Source organism: Thiocystis minor (assembly GCF_016653465.1).
Taxonomy (GTDB): domain Bacteria; phylum Pseudomonadota; class Gammaproteobacteria; order Chromatiales; family Chromatiaceae; genus Chromatium; species Chromatium minus.
In genome coordinates, this window is the sequence record NZ_NHSQ01000142.1 from 1 (window position 1) to 22,559 (window position 22,559).

The window sequence follows — 22,559 nt, forward strand, 5'->3', positions numbered from 1 at the left end:
GCTTGTTACGTTCGATCCGGGGATCTTCCAGGGACGCAAAATGCTCAAGAAGGCTGGCTGACATGAGAAACTCCGATAGTCGTTTCTCGCGATCATCCGTCAACTACCCGAAAAACGGAATGTTTAAGCGCGCTCGCCCTGGCCATCCAGGCTGGATTCAAGACTAAGACACGCTTCATAATCTTGACTCAGGGTAAATTGACTCCGTGCGCTGCCTAGACATCTTGTGCTTTGCCCCAGTCAATGGACTTGACGGTGTGAAGCCTAGCAAGGATTGGCGCGGGATTCAACCGTCTTGTACCGCAAAGATCACACTAAACTTACCTAAACGTACCAAAAAACAACAGCCAAACGGACCTGAATGTACCAAAAAAACCACAGCCAAACTGGCTTCAACGTACCAAAAACATCACAGCCAAACTTTGAACCGGCGCACGCTTTGAGACGCCAGACCGGTGCGTGAACGCGCGACCACGACCAGCCGTCAGCCAGGGCCACGCCATATCCTCCGGGCGGATCGCCCGACAGACTGGACAGAAAAACTCATGCTGTTGATTTCATTGCATCTACCCAAAACCGCCGGGACCAGTCTGCGCCATGTGCTGGAGCAGCGATTCCAGACGGGTCTGCTTGCCGACTATGCGGATCGTCCGCTCATTACGCCTCGCCCGCATCGCGAGTGGCAGGCGCTGCGGGCCGCGTGGCATCTCCAGCGCACTGGGCTGCCGCCACCGGTGCGCTGCGTCCATGGGCATTTTTTGCCGCTGAAGTATCGCTGGCTGGATTCGGCGCCGGTCTTTGCGACCTGGCTGCGGGATCCCGTGGAGCGGCTGATCTCGCATTATCACTACTGGATGACGGCGACCGATCCCCGTGCTCTGCCGGCTTTGCAGCGGCGGGTGGTCGAGCAGCAGTGGAGCCTGGAGCGATTTTGTCTGAGTCGGGAACTGCGTGATCTCTATCATCAATTTTTGTTTGGCTTTCCGGTGCGCCGATTCGCGTTTATCGGGCTGGTCGAGCGGATGGAGGCGGACTTCGCGGTATTCGAGCGGCGCTTTCTGGGGGAGGCGGGGCGGCTTGCTTTACCGCAGGTCAACGTCGGGCGCGCAGCGATCGGGACACGCTATCTCCAGGAGGGGCCGCTGCGCCGTCGCATCGAGGCCTTCCATCGCCGGGACGTTGAGTTGTATCAGGCGGTGGCGTCCGGGCACCTGCGCTGAGCGGGGGGGGGGCGCCTCGCCGGCGGGACGGGGTCGTTGGTCATGGCCAGCTTGAACTGGCGTTCAAGGGCGGTTCAGCGCGGTGGAATCAGCGTTTGTAGCGCCGCCCAGACCTGCTCGGTCGTGGTCTCCCAACTGAATCGCTGGAGCGTCTGCGGGCGCGCGATGTTTGCACGCAAGCGACCCTGATGCCGGATCACCTGGGCGAGGGCGTCGGTCAGGGCGGTGACATCGCCGGGTGGCGCCAGATAGCCGTTCTCGTCCGGGGTAATGAGGGCGGGGATTCCGCCCACCTGCGAGCCCACCACCGGACAGCCGGCGGCGAGTGCCTCAGCCAGCACCATGCCAAAGGATTCCGCGCTCGTGAGGCTCGGCAGCACGGTGGCGAGGGCGGAGGCGTACTCATCGCCCAGTTTGCGCCGATCCTGGATCGTGCCCGGAAAGCGCGCGCCGGGATAGGCGCGGCGCGGGATGGCGCCCACCGCGATCAGCTCCAGATCCGGCTGCGCGGCGCGCAGCCGACGCCAGGCGCGATACAGCACGTCAAAACCCTTGCCGGGCGCGTCGGCCTTGCCCACGAATAACAGATAAGGCGGCGCGTCCGCGCGGCGCTGTCCCCGCGCGATGGCCGCATCGACCCCAGGCGGGGCGTAAAAGACGGGGAGGCGCTCCCATTCGGCCAGCCAGGGCGAGGCCGCGCGATAGGCGGGGCTGCTGATCAGCAGCGCACTGGCGCGGGCGATGGTACCGCGTCCGATGAGGCGGTAATACAGCTCGCCAAGCCGGCGCTTGAGCCATGCCGCGCCGGTCACGTCGCTGTGGTAGACCAGACAGACCGGAATTTTCAGCCGTGCGGCGCGGCGCACCGCGACATCGACCAGACCGGGCACGGTGAAGTGGGCATAGATGACATCGGGGCGCTGCGTATGCAGCAGGCGGTCGATCTGGCGCGGCCAGGCGGGATGATAGCCGCCGCTGAAGAGACGCCACGGCGGATGCAGGACGCTGGGATCTCCAGCATCGGCATGGAGAAAGGTCAGCTCCAAGCCGCGCTGACGCAGACGCGAGGCGGTTTCATGTAAATAGCGCTCGGCGCCGCCGACCTGCGGGTCGCCATACTCCGAGACGGTCAGTACTTTCAAGCCGTTTCCCGAAAAACTCATGCCTGGGCGCGCCTTCGATCGACAGGATTTTTCAGAATGGACAGGGTTTTTAATGAGTTGTTTTTAATCTTGTTCATCCTGTCAAAAATCGGCGCTGGCATGACGGGTGCCGATGGCGCCTTTGCGGTTCAAAATGCCGGATTTCGGATGATCGTTCCGGCCGCTTGGCATCGCGCCGCTTCCGGTCAGTGCGAGACGCCAGTCATCAGCTCATGCAGACGCGCGGCCCCTGCGGCCCAGGAATACTCCTGCACCGACAGCGGCGATAAATCGAACGACGGATCGAGTGTGCCGTTACGCCAGCGCATCTGGAGTTCGCGAATGCTGGCGGCGATGGCCGAGGGGTCCGCCGCGACGCCTCGCCCATGGCGCGTGCTTTCCAGAAAGCCGGGCACCGGATCGGTCGGACTGCCCGCGATGTGCAGGATCGGACGGCCCGCGCCGAGATATTCGTAGACCTTGCCGGGCACCTGATCGTCCTGACGGTTGCCGACATTCAGCAAGAGGTTGGCACGCCGTTGCAATGCCAGACAGACCGCGTGCGGACGTTTGCCGAGCAGCGTCACCCGCTCGCCGAGCTGACTCAGGGCGGCAACGAAAGGCCCCATGTCGCCCACAAAGATCGTCTGCACGTTTTCCAGTCGAGCCAGCGCCTCGATCAGCGGCCCTGGTTCGCGAAAGCCTTGGTAAAACGTGCCCGTATACAAGAGCACGAAACGGTCAGCCGGCCACGCGGGCGCGGGTTCCGTCTCGGTCAGCCGATCGCGATGATCGAAGCCCTGGCGAATCAGGAGCAATTTCTCGGGCGGCACACCATGTCGCTCCGTCAGGCGCCAGGCGATGGGCTCGTTGGTCACCAGCAGGGCGTCGGCACGCTTGCAGACGCGACGCTCCAGCGCTCGGTCCAGGGCAACGCGCCAGCGCGGCGTATAGGGCGCGACCAGCGGATCGGCCAGATCGGCGATCCAGGGAATGCCCCAGTGTCGCTGGGCGCGCAAACCCAGCAGCAAATCGACTCCAGGCTCGTGCGAGCTGATGACCAGATCGTAGTGACGCTCGGCGTGCAACCGGCGTGCGGCGCGCCACGCGAAGGGCAGCCATTCGGTGCGGACATCGGGAATCAAGATCTGATCGAGCAGACGTCTTGCCGTTCGGTAGAGGCGCTCGGAGAGGGGTAACATCGGCGCTGGCTCGACTTGCCTGTTCTCGTCCACTGCGGCGCCTGCCCGTAAACGGGCCGCGAGCCAGCCTGAAAAGCCAATGAAGGGGCCTGGAAAACAGCGGTGGATGCAGACGTGTTTTTCGAAGGTTGGATCATACCCCCAGAGGTTACGGAAAGAGGGGGTCAGGACATCGATCTCGACGCCCAGTCTGGCCAGTTCGTTGGCGAGGTAATACCAACGCAAGGACTGTGCGGCGAGGATGGGCGGGAATTCATAGGCAAAGAGCAGGACTCGCATGAGGAAATTAAACAATTTTATTACAAAAGCCAGCAGAAAAGCGTGGTCACCTGTGGCGAGCAAAAGATCATTATCTTTTACTCAGGAGGCGGCTGCTGGAACCAGTCTGACAAAGAATTCCGCTCAACAGAAGTAATAATAATATAATCTGGCTTGAATGTGAGCACCATCTGTGAAAATATTTCTGAGGTTGCCTTATTGTAATGCAATTGAAGTATTTCGCTGAAAGTAGCAGCCATCAAAGGAGATATTTTTGTTCCAAATGAATCACGTAACCAAAGTAGGCGTGCCTTATTAAGTGCATTCGGTGATTTAACTAATATAGGTTTGGGTGATTCCTTTAATATTAAGTTGTTAGTCCGCGCCATGCTCTTTTTTGTCTGAAAGTTTATATGTTCGACAAATAAAGGCCGGCCAATATCTATTTTCATTGGCACCTCAATATCGCTTAAAATGTCCTTCATCCAAAGAAAACCAGCGATATCCCCACCAGGGATATCGCGTCTATCCATAAATCGCACATGATTTGGCGTCAACCACTGAATTCCTAAAAACCCCGATTTTCTGATCGTTTCCGCCAAATCAAGATAGGCTATCCATGCTCCAAAGCTATTCCAATGCGAATCGGTTCGATAGTAAAGCGACTTGCCATATTGTGATTTTGCCTCCAATAAAGCAGCTTTATTATCGATATAAATCGCTGGATTAACCCGTTCACGAAGCTTGTTTGTTGCATGATCTGCCACTGGCTTTGCCCATTGGGGGAGATATTCAGGATAGATGGTGCTTTTGTCAGAAGCCAATTGGATGCGATACAATTTTACCCCGTTTTTTTTGAGCCAGAGCCACCAACTAGTGGTGTTAACTGCAATGCGGTTAATTTTGACAAGATTATCTTTCGTTGCCGATATTCTTTTAACTGTTATTGATTTGGCATAAGCGTCACCGAGAAAAAGCCAGCCCTCTCGGCCAATAACAAACTGCTTTGGGCTGATTGAGATCCCAAAATAATAACCTATTTTACCTAGCCATGGCATTAAAAAATCAATATTATAAAAACCCTTTCCTTGCCACATCTTGCTCTCTTTAAGCGTTGCGCTTGTCTCCTTTTTGCTGTATTTGACGACGTTTAAAGTCGCCAATGAAAAATTTAATGCTGGCACGACCATGATCGCAAAGCCAGTAATAAAAAAGAAAGCAATAACAGATCTTTTCATGCGCCAAACTCAAAAATTAAAATAAAGAAAAACGGTGCTAGTGGAAATCATCATTACATAAAAGGCGGCACTAAAAAGCAACGAGCAAGCTATTAGCTTAGCTGTTCGACGACTAGGCATTCTCATAAATTCCTGAGAATTCATCTGTGAAATTATAATAAATGCTATTGTAATAGCGACGTAGCTTGGCAAATTAGCGGCTATTCCGCTTGGCAACAAAAAAGTTAGCTTGTCTATCAATATCCCACCCCAAGCCAATCGCTCTGTAGGAATAATATTTACTGGAAAGTGTAGGATGGAATGCAGGTCTAGCATGCCAGTTAGCACTCGTAAAGCATCGGTCATCGATTCCGCGCGAAAAAAAATCCAAGTAGTATTAATAAAAAGAAAAGTAACTAACCAGGCCAGCCAGTTCGGCAACCGTCCTCCCATTTTTCTCCATATCCTATGTATAATCAACGCAAATCCATGCAGCGACCCCCAGATGACAAACATCCAGCTAGCCCCGTGCCAAAGTCCACCTAACACGAAGGTAACAAAAAGATTGACATAAACTCGCCCAGTAGAACGGCGGTTTCCGCCCAATGGTATATATAAATAATCTTTAAGATAGCGGCTTAAGGTCATATGCCAGCGGTGCCAAAAGTCTTGGATATCCAAAGCTTTATATGGCGAATTAAAATTCAGCGGTAGCCAGATATTGAATAGTAATGCGGAGCCGATGGCCATGTCGCAATAGCCGCTGAAGTCGAAGTAAAGTTGAAAGGTATAAGATAAACTCGTTGCCCAAGCACTAAAAAAATCTAGATTACTATTACTATCGAAACCTAAATTAGCCCAAACCGCAAAGGTATCAGCGATAACTACTTTTTTAAAAAAACCGATACTGAAAATAAAAAAACCAGCAAAAAGATGTCGATAACGGATAGCCAACGTCCACTTTGATTCAAATTGAGACATCATCTCTTTGTGATGAAGAATAGGCCCCGCAATTAAATGAGGGAAAAAAGTAACAAAAAGCATGTAATTTGTTAAGTTATATTCTTTTACTTTTCCTTGATAGCTGTCTACTAAATAAGCGATTTGTGTGAATGTAAAAAAACTCACACCTAACGGCAAAATAATATTTTGCAATTGCACGTTTAAAGCAAAAGCTGTGCTCAGGTTATCCAGAAAAAAATTGGCATATTTATAATACCCTAGTAATCCAAGATTTGCCGCGATGCCAAAAGTTAGCAGTGTAGTTCGTGATAATTTTGGCTGTAGCGTTGAAATACCCTTATGAGCCATAGAGGGATCCGTCGCCAACACTGTACCGACTCCAAAATTAAATAAGATAGAACCTATTAGCAGCGGCAAATAAGCGATATTCCAGTACCCATAAAAGAAAAAACTCATGGCGACTAACCATATTTTAGCCGCAGGCACCATGCGATAATGGTTAAGCAAAAAGTAACCAAAAAAAGAGATTGGAAGAAAAATAAGAATGAATTCTGGGGAGCTGAAAATCATCTAAAGATTATCCAAAATTGTTTTCCGAAAGCGTGGGCAGATTCGTTTTGAGGTTTAGGCAGCATCTAACGCGCACGTAAAAACAAGACCCCGCGAACAAATTTCAATAGAGGACGTTCAAGGAATAAATGAAAAAGCCAGCCACTAATAACGGCAATGACGCTTATGACGACAAAGAAAATCGCTATTGAAAACCCGTTATCAACTGTTACATGCTTCCTCAATATGAATATCAGGCCAAGCAGCAGGGGGTAATGAATTAGATAAATAGAATATGATGCATCGCCAAGTGAGGTGAGAATTTTTCTGTTCTGAATAAATGATTCAGCCCTATTCGATAGCGTAAAAAAAATCAACAGTGCGCCAGCGAGACCAAAACCAAAAAGCGGAATCCAATGAGTAAAATTTATAATTCCGCCGCCCCACACCGCTAATGCCGTTGCGGAAAACAGGATAAGTCCCAATGTCCCAAGACTCCAAGCAAACCACTCTCGCCTGACAGTCTCAATATTTCGCATATGAATGAGCATATAAGCGGTAAGCATGCCAATCCAGAAAAGAATGACATATTTACTGAAAACATAACGCGGGATAACGGGTATTTTAATCGAAAAAAACTGGGTCAATAAGACGCCTATTAGCCATAAGGATAATGCGAGGACGCCTAGCTTTCGGTTCAATATAAGGATAGAAAAAATAAAGTAAAAAAAAACTTCCATGGAAAGGGTCCAGCTGACGGGATTAATAAATTTCGGTGGCGGAAAAAATAAGTTAAGGTTCTGATAGATGAGCGTCGGCGTTATGTGTATCGGCATTATATTGATAACGAAAAGATACCAGAGCGAAATTAAAGTAAGCACTAGCCAATAATTCGGATAGATGCGTGAAAAACGCTTCTTTAAATAAGAAATTAACTTGGATGGACGGCCAATGTCATGATAATGAATGGTCACAATAATAAATCCACTCAACACAAAAAAAATATGAACTCCGGAAAAACCGAATAAAAAAAATCGGTTAAAAGGAGCCAAATTAAATTTGGAAGAACACAGCATAGTGGCGTGGAACAGAACAACTAAAATCGCCGCGACCCCGCGCAGAATCTGAATTGTATAAAGTTTATCCCCTCCCATTTTTGCATTGACTTGATTGTCCTTGACGCTTTGGCTGTCAATGTGGCTACCATCGACTTTGGTGAGCAGTCTTTTTTTATAATCATGATTTAATTCACAACTTGAATTCATCGCGGTATCAACAAAATTGGACGAGAAGTAGTAGTCAAACAAACGAGGTGCGTAAAATTTCGCAAATCCGCGCGGCGGCCTTGCCGTCACCATAGGGCGACACGCCGCGCGCCATGGCGCGGTAGGCATCGGCATCATCGAGTAACCGCAGTGACTCCCGCACGATGGCGTCAAAGTCAGGCCCGACGAGTTTGACCACGCCTTCCGTTACCGCTTCCGGCCGCTCGGTCTCGCGCCGGAGCACCAGCACGGGTTTACCCAAGGCCGGCGCCTCTTCCTGCACGCCGCCGGAATCGCTCAAAATGAAGTGCGCCCGCTTCATCGCCGCGACAAACGGCAGATAATCCAGCGGCTCGCAGAGCTGGATGCGCGGATGACCGCCAAGCAGAGCGCAGGCGATTTCTTTCACGTTCGGATTGGGATGCACCGGATAGAGAAAGGTCACATCCTCGCGACGGTCAGCCAGATGACGGATGGCGCGGCAGATCTGTGCGAACGGCTCGCCGAAATTCTCGCGTCGATGCGCCGTCACCAGCACCAAACGCTGTCCCGACGGGATCGCGGGGGCGACGTCGTCGCAGCGTTCGGCAATATCGAGCAATGCGTCGATCACCGTGTTGCCGGTCACGAAGATCGCGTCTTCCGGCAGTGTCTCGGCTAACAGATTGCGTCGCGCCGACTCGGTCGGCGCAAAATGCCAGCGGGCGAGATTGCCGGCCACGATTCGGTTCATTTCCTCCGGAAAGGGATTGAACAGATCGCCGGTACGCAACCCGGCCTCCACATGACCGAAGGGGATGCGACGGTAGAAGGCCGCCAGCGCGGCGACCATCACCGTCGTCGTGTCGCCTTGAGCGAGAACGGCATCCGGCGCTTCGTCCTCGAAACAGGCGTCGAGGGCCGTCATCAGGCGCGCGGTCAGCGCCGGTAGGGTTTGATTGGGGCGCATGACATCGAGATCGATGTCGGGCACGATATCAAAGAGCGACAATACCTGATCCAGCATCTGTCGATGCTGGGCCGTGGCCAGTACGCGCACATTCACCCATGACGCTGCCTTCAATGCCAGGATGACCGGGGCCATCTTGATGGCTTCCGGGCGGGTGCCGACGATGCAGAGAATCTTCTTTTTCATGTGTGATTCTTAAATTTGCAACAGTAGAGACAGCCAGGATGAGTCAATGCCATTTGGCGACAGGAGTATGATCTTTTTCGCAGCGTCAATGTAAACCGTTTTAGTTACAAATGCGGCGAGAAAAGTCTGTTCAGATATAGTGATATTTCTCCATATATTCTGATGCGGAATTCAGCACATGGCTATTTTCTTGCGGCGTTAAATTCTGCTTCCATCTTGCTACAGATCTTTCGTTGAAATTAAACTGGGATGTGTCATTTGGATTATGAAAATCAAAACCTTGCTTGTTTATAATAAGCTCTCGAAAATTATCGTCGATTTCTAGATCAAGCCAATCCATAATCGCTTCGAGTTTATCCATGTAGTCTTGAACGATATCTTCATAGCGAAGTGTGTAGATTCGAGAATGGTCGGTTGATTCGCAAAATTTTTCGTAATCATTAGCAATCTTACTCCATATCTTAAACGCTTCGTCCATGCCGCAGTCGTTCATTTTAATGATTGAACATATGGTATCCCGCGGGTCTCTCACGATATATACATATAATGAGTTTGGGTAAAGTCTTTCAAGAAATGGCAAGCATGCATTATGGTGAGGATGCTTGTCTCCCCAGTAACGTACATTATGACGATTTTCTGATTCACAGATCTTTTGATAGAAAGAATTAATGATGCTTTTAGCTGCCTGCGCTAATTGTTCTGACCAGAGTTCCTGATATTCTTTTCCATAATAAATACCTGATTTTACTCCGTGTTTTGTGTTTTTGATGATGTGGTCAAATAAAAGAAAAGCTGCTGTTTCATAAGTTTGCACGATACCTGTATGGGTGTTTAAAAGCCGGGCAAGCATCGTCGTTCCGCTACGCGGAACACCAAGAATAAACAGTGGGCGTGCATTTTCTAAGGCGTCCGACATCTCAAATCCCCATCATGTTGTAAACTCCGGGAAAGCCGGAGTGTCTAGCAAGATTATGATTTAAAGCGAATCATCCTTTATGATTCATGTGCATGAGGAGTCCATTCCCCCCATTTTTTTTCATAGTAAGCTTGGTTTGTTTTCCAAATATCGTGATATTCACCCGTTTCAATCAGTTTCTTGAATGCCGCCTGACCAAAGTGGTGAACAAAAGAATCCTTAGCGCACACGACACGATACCCAAGCTGCTTGATCCGATTGCTGTAATCGTCATCTTCAAACATACCGATGCCAAACGTCTCGTCCAGGAAACCGACTTGATCATAGACATCCCGACGCATCACGACACAGAACATCGCGAGCATGCCGATATCGAATGCCTGTCCCGCATGCGTGCGCATGTGGTCCACTGCGAAATGTTCCATTTCATCCATCGTCAGATAGGGGACATCAATTTTCGCTTCATTTCCAACGAAGTTGGTCACAGGGCCAACCAGGCCGATCTTGCTATCTCGTAAATGTCTAAGCAGCGGTGCAAGCCAGCCGCGTGGCGTGACGGTATCGTTATTGAGCAGCACAAGGTAATCACCGGTCGCGATCGCCAATCCCTGATTGTTTGCTGCCGCGAAGCCTCGATTCTGATTGTTGAGGATCACCTTGATATGATCGTGACGTTCCTGCAGATATTGCAGATAACCAGACGTGCCATCTCGTGAATCGTTATCCACGACGATGATTTCGTAATTTGGATAAGTGGTGTTGCGCAATAGTCTTTCGAGACAAAGCTGGCTCAATTCCAGATTTTTATAGGTGATGATAATGATGCTGACACGCGGGTATGCCTGGTTGATCGCATCCGATGTGGATGCGTAGCGATGTCGCCAATCGTTTGTGCGGGCGAGTTCGATGCGGCGCTGACGCAAGGCCGGGCTATTCTCCGCCAATGCGCACCGGATTTGCTCGACGAAGGTTTCGGGTCGATCCGCAAAATACAGATAGTCCTTATAAATATCTAATTCTTTGAGAGGAACAGAGACGACTGGTTTGCCCGCGCTGACATATTCATAAAACTTCACCGGATCTACGGCGTGGGTAACCTGACTTAGCCGAAATGGAACCAGGCAAACATCAAAGTGGTACAAATACTTCGGCATGTCCGTATAAGGCCGGCGGCCTAGCAGATGCACGTTTGGCAGGTCGTCTAAACCTTCGAGGTTTGTCACAAAGACATCCCCGATTAAAACGAAATGGCAGTCGGGGAGCGCCCTCGCTGCCGCGGCCATCAGACCCAGATCGACCCATTCCGCAAGCGCACCATAGAAGCCGACGATAGGATGAGCAAGGTCGCCAAGGATGCGATTGGGTTGGCTGTGCTGTCGAAAAAAATCAAAATCCACGCCATTGCGAACCAGGACACAGCGCGGATTATTAACACGCCATTTTTCCTCAAGCAGAGCGGCGGTCACCGTCACGATATCGCTTTTTCGCACGAGTTCGATTTCGGCGTCGAGCAGCGGCTTGCCAATACCCGGAAAATCCTCCCACTCATCCATGCAGTCGTACAGCACGCGCCAATCCCACGACTCGCGCAGGCGTAGCACGAGTGGCGCCCAGAATGCCAGATGCACATGGCAGACCGCATCGACAATGCCAAAAGCATCACGCAGGCGACCGAGAGATTGCGCAAACAAATCGGTATTTGCGGTATCGAGTACAGTCGAATAACGATCTGCTAGATTGTGGGCCATCAATTCGACTTCATAGATGCGCTCCGCCACCAGGGTTGCGCGAAAACCCTGAGCATCATCCGGTGCGAGGCCGCGTGAAGCGATGACATAGAAAACCCGATGCCCATGACGTGCGAACTGGGCGGCAAGCTGCTGCGGCCGCTGATAACGTGCATCCCAGTCGATATTAGCAAAGCAGATCAGATCGTAGGATGTCAGATTGGATCTGTCTGAATCCGCGATCCCTGCGATGGATGTAGCGGGAACGAATTCGGTTGCCGGCAACATGGTGGATCTTGGCAGCATGTCCCAGGTTCGGGCATTCTTGGTCCAATCTTGAAAATAGCGAAGCAGGTTTTGAATATGCTCTGCACCGAGCACTACGCGTCGCCGCCAAAGCAGTTTCTCGACGAAAGAAACTGAGCGATGACCTAAGCGCCAACGCCATGACCGCAGGGTCGCGGTAAAGCAGCGGTCAATTTCATCCAGCCAGCTTGTCAACAATTTTAACTCGCCGGACAGAAATGTAATCTCTCCGTCTTTGGCGACTTCATTCGCATAGAGTTGTCGCAGTTGCGCATTCAATGCGGTGATTTGCTGCGCGATCGCCTCGATCTCGTTCTGTTTGATGTTTAGCGCCAATTGGTGTTGAGCAGACGCTTGCGCGGACTCGTGTTGAGTCATCTCCAAACGCTGCTGGGTATCGCTAAACGCCTGCTGGCTGATTTCCATCTCAGTGGTGAGTGCGGCGATCTGCTCGCCCTTGGCATTTTCGGCCACCCGGGTTTCATGCAGTTGGGCGGTGAGGTCGGCGAGTTTGGCGGTGAGCGCCGCGATCTGCTCACCCTTAGCATTTTCGGCCACCCGGGTTTCATGCAGTTGGGCGGTGAGGTCGGCGAGTTTGGCGGTGAGCGCCGCGATCTGCTCACCCTTGGCATTTTCGGCCGCTCGGGTTTCATGCAGTTGGGCGGTGAGGTCGGCGAGTTTGGCGGTGAGCGCCGCGATCTGCTCACCCTTGGCATTTTCGGCCGCTCGGGTTTCATGCAGTTGAGCGGTGAGGTCGGCGAGCTGGGTCTCTCGCGTTGCCAGGTTTGCGGTCAATCCCGCCGCTTCGCCCCGCGCTGCGTCCAACTGTTGCCGCAAGTCGTCAACCGCCATGCGGCCAGTCTCGATCTCAAGCTGCAAGGACTGCGCATGTTCTTGAGCGCGGCTCAACGTCTCGCGCGCCTGGGCCTCATGCTCATGCTGACGCCGATAGTCATGAAGAACTTCGGTTGCTCCCGCCGACAGTTTGGGAATGGTCTGCCAGTCGAGCGCGGAGCCGTCCTCCATGGCATTTGCCAAATGACGCTGCGAAAGATTCAAGATGCCATCGGCATCCTCAAGACTCGCGCGTTGATGCTGCAAACGGCTTTCCACGAAGGCACCAATCTCGCGCTCCGACGGCATGCGCAAACCAACCACATCGGTCAGGCACAAGCGTTCGTACAGATCTCGCAGCGTTGCGATGGGATCCTGGATGAGCCGCGCATAGGAGATCCCGATGCGCGGTAAACCTCGGGAGACGGTCAGGGCGGCAAGCGTGTATTGCTCCCATAAGGCGACGCCTCTCATCAGGGATACGCCATCTCGTGCCTGCAACGACTGGGCGATCTCCAGCGGCGAACGATGCGGCAGCACGCATACGGGGACTTCAAGCAGGGGGCGCCAAACCGGTAGCGTCAGGCACAGGCGCGGATCCTTGAGTACCCAGGGTCGACGAGCGTCCATCTGAAAAACGACCTGCTTCGCCTGTGTACGAAGCGCATCGATTTCGGCCTGCCGCTCTAGCTTAACCGGCGAGAAGTCCGCCACATCGTCCCAAGTGCAATCAACAGACGCCAGCAGACCGTCGTTCAGCTGCGAGACATCCGTCCGCTCCCAGAATCCCTTCTCGTTGTCGGTCGCCGGTCCACCGATGAGGTGCGCCGGACCGATCTCGGCACCCATCATGGTAATCAGGCGCGTGATGGCGGAAGTGCCGGAGCGATGCATGCCGAGTACGATGATCTGCATAAGTCTACCTTGTCATAATTCCTGGTGGCGGTCGGTCGTGACGATCGACATGACCGCCTCGCAGTCACTTGAGTAAAAACGCCGCCTTCCGACAAAACCAGCGTTTTGTCAGCGACGTGTTTGGTCAATGCTTATCTGGCGAGTCCGTCAGCTCTGCGGCGCGGACAATTGGCTGTCAACATGGCTAACGAACGACAGGGCGATCAAGATCAACATCAGCCGTTTTACCGCGACAGATCAAGGCGAATCGATCCAGTGGGGTCGTAAACGAAGCGGCGCCTCCCGGCATTCTACCAACCATCAGGCGGTATCCGCCACTGCCACTGACCCGGCAGCTCTAAACGATTCCTGCCCCGACGATGTCATGCTACCATCCGCAAAATTTTTAAGCGGCCAATAGTCGCCGCGTGTTCAGGTATTCCACTAAGAGATGAACGATTGCGTGACCGCTACCGCTCGACCGGACGGACAGACGAAGTGGCATCTCATCGATCCCCGCATGATCGATCTCATCCTCTACAAGACCTATGCCGACCTGCGCGCCGAGGCCGCCAAGACCTATATCAATTACCTCTGGTGGGTGATCGACCCTATCCTCTCCATGCTGGTGTTCTATCTGGTATTTGGCCTGATCTTCCAGCGTGGTGGCGAGGGCTTCGTCCCCTTTCTGCTCGTCGGTTTGGTGATCTGGAATTGGTATAAGCAGACGCTCTCGCATGCCGGCAACTCGATCCTCGCTGGCAAAGGTCTGATGAATCAGGTGCATGTGCCAAAACTGGTGTTTCCGACAGTGACCCTGCTCACGGATCTCACCAAATTTGGCTTTGTGTTTGTCCTGTTGCTGATCTTTCTCTGGCTGTCAGGCGATGGGATTGGTCGCGCCTATCTCGCCTTGCCCCTCGTCCTGGCGGTGCAATTGCTCTTCAGCGTGGCGCTGGCCTTTCTCCTCGCCGCCGTGGTGCCCTATCTCCCCGACCTCAAATTCCTGGTGGAGAATCTGCTGCAACTGCAATTCTTTGCCTCGGGTGTCTTCTTCTCGACGGACGACATTTCCGAACGCTACCAGTTCTGGTTCTATCTCAACCCCATGGCGAGTCTGATTCACGATTACCGCAACATTCTGCTCCACAACGAGTGGCCGGCCTGGGGGCGCTTGTCGTTTATCGCCCTGCTGTCGCTCGCCTTGCTGACCCTGGTCGTGAAGCTGATTCAGAGGCATGACCGCGACTACCCCCGAGTGGTCCGCTGAGATGACCGCGACAGAGATCATCCCGCTCTTATCGCTGGACCGGGTCGGCCTGGCCTTTGGCCAGGGTCGCCTCGGCTTCGGTCGCGCCACCCCCTTCTGGGTTCTGAAAGACGTCAGTTTCGATCTCCGCCACGGCGAGACGCTGGGCGTCATCGGTCGCAACGCGGCTGGCAAGAGTACCTTGCTTCGGTTGTTGGCGGGCATTATCACGCATGATCGCGGCGTCTTGACGAATCACGGTTACACGGCGGTCTTGCTGTCATTACAAACTGGATTCGTGCCGCATTTGACTGGACGTCAGAATGCCATTCTCAGCGGTTTGCTGTTGGGTTTGCGGCGTCGTGAGATCGAATCCCGAATGGAACATATCATTGAGTTCTCTGAACTGGGTGGCTTTATCGATCAGCCCTTGACCACCTATTCCTCAGGGATGCGGGCCAGATTGGGATTTTCCGTGGCTTATCAGCTCGACCCTGACATTCTGCTGATCGACGAGACGCTCGGCGTCGGAGACGAAGAATTCAAAGTCAAGTCCGCGAATGCAATGCGCGAGCGTATTCGCTCGGACAAGACCATTGTTTTGGTTTCGCACAACGCGGGGACCATTCGGGAGCTATGTGATCGGGCAATCTGGATCGAAGAAGGGGTCACGCGCCTGGTGGGTTCTGTGGAAGACGTGGCCGCGGCCTATCATGCGGAGCTGAATCGCCGAAAAGTCGATCATGTCTCTGGTGTGCGCGCATAAGTAGCTGTTTGGAAAGCCGATGACCCAACGCTTAACCCTTGTGCTTTTGACGATGCTGACGGCAACTCAGGCGCCAGCCCAGAGTACCTACCTTGCCGCAACCTGCACCGATGTCTGTCTCTACGGCGCGACCAGCAACGGGGCTAACTGCACGCTCTGGGACGCCGCCGTCGGCGATTGGGTCAGGAACCCCACGGACGGTCCGGGCGAGCTGCACAATCGGGCGCGCCATTACGCCACGGTTCTGCATCGGTGGATGCTGCCCGCCGGGGGCGTGATGAGTACTCGGTTCACCGATGCGTCGCTGACCGAGGTCGCGGACTATGGCGGCCGACGCGATTCGGCCATCTGGACCGGCGCCTATCTGGCCTCCGAGGCGCTGCGGTTTCTGTCCACGGGCGCCCCGGATGCCGCGCGTTCCATCGACGAGACGGTCGCGACCCTGCACCGTTGGTGGAGGATTCCGGGAGACCCTGGTTATCTCGCCCGCTATGCCGCGCCCGCAGATAGCCCGGCGCCGGTGCAGGCGATCTTGAGCGCGGACGATCCGGAAGTCCATCGGGAGGTTCCGTTCGAGGATGCGCTCTGGCATTGGCGCGGCAATATCAGCCGCGATCAGTATCAGGGCGTGCTGCTCGGCTACTCGCTGGCCTATCAGGCCACCAGTAACCCCGAGGTTCGCGAGACCATTCGTCAGGATGTGGTGGAGTTCGTCGAACAACTGATGAGCGGCGAGCGCAGGCCGGTGCGGATCAGCGTTAACGGCCGTGCAACGACGCGGGAAGTCAGCATTCCTTATGCGGTGTTCAGCACGGCCGACGCACCCGACGGCATTCCGTCGCTGACGTTCCAGACCGACCCCTTCTCCGCCGCCGGAGAAGGGGTGCTCTTTTTCGCGCCCAACGCCACCGATCTGCTGAATCAAATCTTTGGTTTCAGCCCCTTCCCCAGTCTCCCGCAACCGACACAGGCGATCCAACTGGCCGCGATCTTCCGGGTCGCGCTCCAGGTGACCGACGACGTTCCGGCCTACGCCAGCCGGCGCCAGGCGATCGCCGAGCATTACGAGCGCAAGGTCGGCGCATGGCTGGAGATCGCCACGGGCTGGCGGAATACGAACCGCTGCGACGAAGGCTATTTTGGGCTCAATATCGGCTTTATGCCGCTGTTCAACTGGGTTCGGCTGGAAACCGATCCGGTGCGTCAGGAGCGCTTGCGGCAGGAGGTTTTGCGCGATGCGCTGTGGGCCGAGGTGGCGGAGCACAAGAATGTGTTTTTTGCGCTGATCTATGGTTCGCAGGCGCCGCTGGAAGACGATGTGCCGGCGGTGCTCGATGAGCATGTGGCGCAACTGGCGCTGTTTCCGACCGCGCCCAACTGGGCGTTGCCGCGGGATTTGCGGGGGATCTATCCGGAAAGCACCCAATGTCCAGGGATTTCGGCCGTTGCCGTGAATGTGGACGAACGGGTTCCCGCGACTTTCGTATGGGAGCGCAACCCCTGGAAGCTCTACGATCCGGGGACACCGAACCAGATGTATCCCGGAATCGATTATCTGCTGGCGTACTGGATGGGCCGGTTTTACGGTTTCATCGAGGATGACGCGACCGGCACCTGTCTGTGGTGGTCAGAGGCCGGGACTTGACGTCGCTGCGAGGGTCCGAAGCGATGGCGGCGAGGACGGCGAGTTTGCCTCCAAGGTTCGCGAACGACATCGAGGCGTCGGACGCCGACAGCGAGCGCCAGTTGAGGTCGAAGCAGGAAACAATTGCGGGCCGGGAGCGCGGCGGATCGCCGGCAGTCCGTCCGGGCGGCAATGAAAGCCGCCCGGTCCAGTCTCAAACAGCCGCATTTGCTGGCCTTGGACGCGACGCTGGAGCGGATTTCACGGCATTGAACCGCATCGCTTATGCAGCCCAACCGAGCCGTTTCAGATTGCGCTCCACCTCGTCCTGATCGCTGTAATACGACTTGTGTCCGTCGCGGTCGAGATACCGTTCGTGTCCCTTGCCCGCGATCAGGGCCACCCAGGCTTCGTCCGTCGGGCGTTCCGCCAGCCAGTCGAACAGATGCGCGACCGCTTGTGGTCGCTCGACGATGACCTCCACGCCGTCCGTCGGCATGCCGGTTAGAATGTCCGCGATGATGCGTTCGGGGGCCTCGGTGCGCGGGTTGTCCGAGGTCACGATGCAGTGGTCGGACTGGCGCGCGACGGCGGCGCCCATCAGCGGGCGTTTACTGCGATCGCGGTCGCCGCCGCAGCCGAACAGGGTCAGGATGCGGGCCTGCGGGAAGCCGTCGCGGATGGCGGTCAGGATGGTGTCCAGCGCATCCGGGGTATGGGCGAAGTCGATGACGATGGTCCGGTTGCCGATGGTCCGGCACTCGAAGCGCCCGTCCACGGGGCTCAGGTGTCGCCAGTCGGTACGCTCGCCGAGGCCGAGCACGCCGTCCGCCAGGGCGGTGGCGAGCGCATAATTCCGACGGTTGTGTTCGAGCGCGAGAAACGGCTTGGCCGCGATGGCGTCCGGCTCCAGGTTCGCTGGCGCCAGAACCTCGATCTGCACGCGCGACAGCCCCGCGTCCCGAAGCTGGCGGGCCACGGCCGGACTGCTGCAATAGAGTCGCCCGCCGTCCTGGATCAGGTCGAGAATGCGCGTCTTGGCGTTAAAATAGGACGACTCGTCGTGGTGATAGTCGAGATGGTCCTGGGTGAAGTTGGTCCACCCGGCGTTCTGAAGCGGGATGCCGTCGGCGCGTCCCTGGTCCAGTGCGTGACTGCTGATCTCCATGACCACGACATCGCAGCGGTCTTGTTGGGCGTGCAGCAGGCGACGCAGTTCGATCTGGGGCGGCGAGGTGAATCCGGTCTCCACCAGCCGTTCGCCGTTGCGAAAAAGCCCCAGGGTTCCGATGGAGAGCACCCGCTGGCCGTGGGCCGCGAGGATCGACTCCAGATATTTGACGGTGGTGGTCTTGCCGTTGGTTCCGGTGACCCCGATGAACCGCAGTCGGTGTGTCTCCAACGGATAGCAGAGGTCGCAGAACTGCCCGACCACACGGGGCCAGTCGTCGGGTCGGGTCACATAGATGGCGGTGTCCGGCAGGCGCTTGAAGCAATCGAGCGGGCGGTTGGTGACCAGCACCGAAAAGGCACCATCGGCCAGATAGCGGCGGTAGAGTTCGTCATCGCTGCGTCCATCGTCGAAGCGCTGGAAAAAGAGGATCGAGCCGGCATCGCAGGCGTCCGCGCGCCACTGGATGTTGGTGAGCGCGTGCCGCGTCGCCGGCGCGCGCCGCCAGGCGAAATCCAGAGTATCCAGCAGTTGGGAGAGCGGGTCGGTTGGCATGGTGGCGGATGTCGGATCAGTGAGGAGAGGGTGCATGTACATTCTCGCCGAGGAAGGCGTGATCGTCGAACTTTTGGGCCGTTTTGGGCTGAGCTATCGAATGATCGATGCCGGGAGTCCTATCCCCGGCTCCTATTGGGGCGATCCCGAGGCCGGGCTGGTTGGCGATCGGCTCTATGCGCTCCCCACGACGCCGCTGCATTCGATCCTGCATGAAGCCTGTCACTGGATCTGCATGGATCAACGCCGTCGCGACACACTGCAGACGGATGCGGGGGGCGACGATGCCGAGGAGAACGCGGTCTGTTATCTGCAACTGCTGCTGGCCGACGCCATCCCCGGTGTCGGGCACGAGCGTCTGTGCGCGGATATGGATGCATGGGGTTATAGCTTCCGGCTGGGATCGGCGCTGGCCTGGTTCGAGCGGGATGCCGCGGACGCGCGCGACTGGCTGCTCGGAGAGGGGTTGATCGACCCAGACAATTGCCCGACCTGGCGGGTGCGTCCTTGATGTCTCGCGCACTATACTTCGTGGGTCGGCCTCATTCTGTCACGACACTCGCGGGAGTTCTCCATGCGCAAGATTTCACTGACAACCGTCGCCCTGATCGCCATCCTGCCTACCCTGTCCTTCGCCTGGACGTCCTATCCTGGCTACCCGGTTCCCAATGGCCGGCCGCTCGGGGCGCCCTTCGGTCCGATGGCCCCCGGCGATCCGGGCGCTTGGCCCGTCATGCCCCCTAGCCCATTCGGCGCCCTGGCGCCCAGGGACAGAGAGAGCCGTCAGGTTCCGCCCACCAGCCGGATGCGGATCGCGCGTCAGTCGACCAATGACGCCTATCTGATCGACATCGCGCTGGAGAACATCGATCCCGAGCGGGTTGAGATCCGGCCGGCGGGCCGGGGTCTGGCGATTTCCTACAGCACCCAGATGCAGACCAGCGAGGAAGAAACCCTGCCCCGTGGCGAGGGATTCCGGCGGAGTTACCAGGTTTCGCGTGGTTCGGCGAGTCGCCGCATTGCACTGCCACCGGATGCCGATCTGGCCAACCTGTCCCGCGAGGTTAGCGATAACCGCATCCGGCTGCGGATCCCGCGCGCGCTGGGTGGGCGCTGGCCGTCACCCATCCGCTAAGTCGGACGCCGCCGCGTCCAGAGTCATCCCACGAAATCAGCGTCGAGGAATCCCAACGCATGCACTATGAAACCCCACAGGATGCCGAGGACGCTTATTACGACGCGCTCGAGGCGGGCGACGCGGTGGCCATGGACGAGGTCTGGGAGGCGTCCGACAAGATCGCCTGTCTGTTGCCCATGACCCCGCTGGCTACCGGGCCGGAGGTCCGGCGTTTATGGCGCGCCGTCTTCGAGCAGGGCGCCCGGTTCGAGATCGAGGTGCGACACCATCTCTGGATCGAAAACGGCGACCTCGCGATTCATCTGATCGAGGAACGCACCGGCGCCCAGCACGACGGATCACCGCTGCCGGCCATCTACGGAACCAATGTATTCCGTCTCGGCCCCGATGGCTGGCGTCTCCTGCTGCACCAGAACTCGCCGGCGCCGCTCCCGCCGTCGGGCGCGGCGTCCAGCCAGCGCACGGCGCTTGCCTGAGTCGGGCGCGGCTGAATGCGCGTCAAGCTCCTGTCGCTGGGCTGTCGTCTCAACGAGGCGGAATCGGAAGACTGGGCCGACCGCTTTCAAGCGCAGGGATGTCAGGTCGTCGGCGACGAGGATCCGGCCGACCTGATCGTGATCAATACCTGCGCCGTCACCCAACAGGCGGTGCGCAAATCGCGCCAAATCCTGCGCCGCAGCCATCGCGTCAATCCAGGGGCGCGGCTGATCGTCAGCGGCTGCCTGGCCGCGCTGGAGGCGGAGTCGCTAGCGGGGGAGGGCGTCGATCTGGTGGTTGGCAACCAGGACAAGGATCGACTGGTCGAGATTGCGCTCGACGCACTCGCCATCCCGTCCATGCCGGAACTGGCGATCACCAATGACGCCAGTCCGCTGTTCACTCGCGGTCGTCAGCGCGCCTTCGTCAAGGTTCAGGATGGCTGCCGCTATCGCTGCACATTCTGCATTACGACACAGGCGCGCGGCGAGGAGCGTAGTCGTCCCGTCAGCGAGGCGGTCGCGGCGATCACTCGTCTGCACCGTGCTGGTCTCCAGGAAGTCGTGCTGACCGGCGTGCATCTGGGCGGTTACGGGAGCGACACGGACGGCGATCTGGCCGCGCTGGTGAGCAGGATCCTCGCCGAGACCGAGATTCCGCGTCTGCGTCTGGGATCGCTGGAACCCTGGGATCTGCCAGATGACTTCTGGGGGCTGTTCGCCGATGCGCGGCTCATGCCCCATCTGCATTTGCCGCTGCAAAGCGGCTCCGATCATGTGCTGCGGCGCATGGCCCGCCGCTGCAAGACTGACGAATTCGCCCGGCTGGTTGCACGGGGCCGCGCCCTGATCCCGGATCTCAACATCACGACCGACATCATCGTCGGCTTTCCGGGCGAGGATGTGGACGACTGGCGGCGCACCCTGGCGTTCGCCGAGGTGATGCGGTTCGGACATATCCATGTCTTCAGCTACTCGCCACGGGCGGGAACCCTGGCGGCCACGCTGCCGGATCAGGTGGATGCGGGGACGAAACGACAGCGCTGTCAGGACTTGCAGGCGCTCGCGGTCCGGATGAAAGGGGAGATTCTGCGCGCACAGATCGGCAAACGGGCACGAGTGCTCTGCGAAGGGCCGGACGATGGTGAGCGGCGCGAAAGCCGTTTCGGCTATACGCCCAACTATCTGCCGGTGCATGTCGTGGCGGACGCCCCCGGAGTGACAGGCAATCGACTGATCGATGTCACCCTGACCGGTCTTGCCGCAAGCGGCGATGCCATGGTGGGTCAGCCAGTCCGCCGCCCGGAGTAAACCGCGTTCGCTCCGACGGTCATACGCGCGGGCCAGCCGGGTCGACCGCTTGAAATGACGCAATCCATGCTCTTGTCGTTAGAGTCCGCTCTCGATCCGCGCCTCGCGCGCACGGTCCAACTCGGTCGCGATATAGTTCAGCGAAATCCCCAGCTCACGGGTCCAGGAGAGTTCGATACGCCAGGCCGGGGAGGGTTGCCACTGGTGCACCGCGCGTCCGTCGCCGCGGCGAATCGAGGCAAGGCGCGCGGCCGGGGTCTCGGCATACTCTGGGAACTGACTCTGGTCTTCGCCCGGGCCATATTTCTCGCGCAGCAGGCGATAGGTGTCGTCAAAGCGAAGCTGGGTCGAGACCCCGTAGGCGCGCACCACCTTGTAAATGCGCTTGGCAAAGGCCAGCACATAGAGCTGATTGTCGCCGTCGGGAAACACCAGAGCCAGACTGTCCGCCACGTTCCGATAGACCGCGGGGGCTGGCGCGGTTTGCAGCAGAGGGGTGACATCGCCGCCCAGACAGTAACGGTCGAACACCAGCTTGAGGCATGGGTCGTCCGCCAGGGCGGGCCCGGCGAGCAGGAGCAACCCGATCGTCAGCGCAACCGCAGCGCCCCGCGCACCCGATGTTCCAGCCATGACGTCGC

Annotated in this window: 19 protein-coding genes; 8 read left to right on the forward strand and 11 right to left on the reverse strand. The window is 56.5% G+C overall.

Annotated features, from left to right (window positions below):
• The first annotated feature begins 545 nt into the window (after positions 1-545).
• A complete protein-coding gene (locus CCR95_RS19110; protein WP_201097442.1) occupies positions 546-1,220 on the forward strand; it encodes a sulfotransferase family protein in 675 nt (224 codons plus the stop codon).
• A 74-nt stretch (positions 1,221-1,294) separates the two neighbouring features.
• On the opposite strand, the gene CCR95_RS19115 is transcribed toward CCR95_RS19110, so the two are convergent.
• The 8 genes from CCR95_RS19115 to CCR95_RS19150 all read right to left on the reverse strand — a co-directional run bounded on the left by CCR95_RS19115 (position 1,295) and on the right by CCR95_RS19150 (position 13,649).
• Positions 1,295-2,362, reverse strand: a complete 1,068-nt coding sequence (locus CCR95_RS19115; RefSeq protein ID WP_201097444.1) for a glycosyltransferase family 4 protein — start codon at positions 2,360-2,362, stop codon at positions 1,295-1,297.
• Positions 2,363-2,568: 206 nt separating this feature from the next.
• Positions 2,569-3,843, reverse strand: coding sequence for a glycosyltransferase (locus CCR95_RS19120; RefSeq protein ID WP_201097446.1), 1,275 nt, complete (start codon positions 3,841-3,843; stop codon positions 2,569-2,571).
• Between the two features lie 77 nt (positions 3,844-3,920).
• Entirely contained in the window at positions 3,921-5,060 is a 1,140-nt protein-coding gene (locus CCR95_RS19125; RefSeq protein ID WP_201097448.1) for an alginate O-acetyltransferase AlgX-related protein, read from the reverse strand.
• Between the two features lie 9 nt (positions 5,061-5,069).
• Complete coding sequence (locus tag CCR95_RS19130; RefSeq protein ID WP_201097450.1) at positions 5,070-6,572, reverse strand: MBOAT family O-acyltransferase; 1,503 nt, start codon at positions 6,570-6,572, stop codon at positions 5,070-5,072.
• Positions 6,573-6,637: 65 nt separating this feature from the next.
• Complete coding sequence (locus CCR95_RS19135) at positions 6,638-7,945, reverse strand: acyltransferase family protein (protein ID WP_201097452.1); 1,308 nt, start codon at positions 7,943-7,945, stop codon at positions 6,638-6,640.
• Positions 7,851-8,951, reverse strand: coding sequence for a non-hydrolyzing UDP-N-acetylglucosamine 2-epimerase (wecB, locus tag CCR95_RS19140; RefSeq protein WP_201097454.1), 1,101 nt, complete (start codon positions 8,949-8,951; stop codon positions 7,851-7,853). Before wecB ends, CCR95_RS19135 begins: the two co-directional genes overlap by 95 nt.
• 130 nt (positions 8,952-9,081) lie before the next feature.
• Positions 9,082-9,867: a sulfotransferase family protein gene (locus CCR95_RS19145; protein ID WP_201097456.1), complete on the reverse strand. Its 786-nt coding sequence runs from the start codon at positions 9,865-9,867 to the stop codon at positions 9,082-9,084.
• A gap of 77 nt (positions 9,868-9,944) precedes the next feature.
• Positions 9,945-13,649 (reverse strand): glycosyltransferase, encoded by a 3,705-nt coding sequence (locus CCR95_RS19150; protein WP_201097458.1) that lies wholly within the window; start codon positions 13,647-13,649, stop codon positions 9,945-9,947.
• Positions 13,650-14,148: 499 nt separating this feature from the next.
• Between CCR95_RS19150 and CCR95_RS19155 the strand changes: the two genes are divergently transcribed.
• Positions 14,149-14,898, forward strand: coding sequence for an ABC transporter permease (locus CCR95_RS19155; RefSeq protein WP_201097460.1), 750 nt, complete (start codon positions 14,149-14,151; stop codon positions 14,896-14,898).
• A 28-nt stretch (positions 14,899-14,926) separates the two neighbouring features.
• Here CCR95_RS19155 and CCR95_RS25525 read toward each other — a convergent pair whose 3' ends face one another.
• The gene (locus tag CCR95_RS25525) at positions 14,927-15,112 is read right to left on the reverse strand and encodes a hypothetical protein (RefSeq protein WP_242523359.1); all 186 of its coding nucleotides are present in this window, start codon (positions 15,110-15,112) and stop codon (positions 14,927-14,929) included.
• On the opposite strand from CCR95_RS25525, the gene CCR95_RS19160 reads away from it, so the two are divergent.
• On the forward strand, positions 15,050-15,643 hold the full coding sequence (locus tag CCR95_RS19160) for an ABC transporter ATP-binding protein (protein ID WP_338115445.1): 594 nt from the start codon (positions 15,050-15,052) through the stop codon (positions 15,641-15,643). The two genes, CCR95_RS25525 and CCR95_RS19160, sit on opposite strands and share 63 nt — an antisense overlap.
• A 19-nt stretch (positions 15,644-15,662) precedes the next feature.
• Positions 15,663-17,288 (forward strand): hypothetical protein, encoded by a 1,626-nt coding sequence (locus CCR95_RS19165; protein WP_201097462.1) that lies wholly within the window; start codon positions 15,663-15,665, stop codon positions 17,286-17,288.
• Positions 17,289-17,550: 262 nt separating this feature from the next.
• Here the strand turns inward: CCR95_RS19165 and CCR95_RS19170 are convergent, their stop codons facing one another.
• Positions 17,551-19,029 (reverse strand): Mur ligase family protein, encoded by a 1,479-nt coding sequence (locus CCR95_RS19170; RefSeq protein ID WP_242523354.1) that lies wholly within the window; start codon positions 19,027-19,029, stop codon positions 17,551-17,553.
• On the opposite strand from CCR95_RS19170, the gene CCR95_RS19175 reads away from it, so the two are divergent.
• The 4 genes from CCR95_RS19175 to mtaB all read left to right on the forward strand — a co-directional run bounded on the left by CCR95_RS19175 (position 19,028) and on the right by mtaB (position 21,918).
• Entirely contained in the window at positions 19,028-19,504 is a 477-nt protein-coding gene (locus tag CCR95_RS19175) for a hypothetical protein (protein WP_201097464.1), read from the forward strand. The genes CCR95_RS19170 and CCR95_RS19175 overlap by 2 nt on opposite strands.
• A 63-nt stretch (positions 19,505-19,567) precedes the next feature.
• Entirely contained in the window at positions 19,568-20,128 is a 561-nt protein-coding gene (locus tag CCR95_RS19180) for an Hsp20/alpha crystallin family protein (RefSeq protein WP_201097466.1), read from the forward strand.
• A 59-nt stretch (positions 20,129-20,187) separates the two neighbouring features.
• Positions 20,188-20,607, forward strand: coding sequence for a YybH family protein (locus CCR95_RS19185; protein WP_201097468.1), 420 nt, complete (start codon positions 20,188-20,190; stop codon positions 20,605-20,607).
• A 15-nt stretch (positions 20,608-20,622) separates the two neighbouring features.
• Positions 20,623-21,918 (forward strand): tRNA (N(6)-L-threonylcarbamoyladenosine(37)-C(2))-methylthiotransferase MtaB, encoded by a 1,296-nt coding sequence (gene mtaB, locus CCR95_RS19190; protein ID WP_201097470.1) that lies wholly within the window; start codon positions 20,623-20,625, stop codon positions 21,916-21,918.
• A 78-nt stretch (positions 21,919-21,996) separates the two neighbouring features.
• Here the strand turns inward: mtaB and CCR95_RS19195 are convergent, their stop codons facing one another.
• The gene (locus CCR95_RS19195) at positions 21,997-22,551 is read right to left on the reverse strand and encodes a hypothetical protein (protein ID WP_201097472.1); all 555 of its coding nucleotides are present in this window, start codon (positions 22,549-22,551) and stop codon (positions 21,997-21,999) included.
• Positions 22,552-22,559 lie beyond the last annotated feature (8 nt).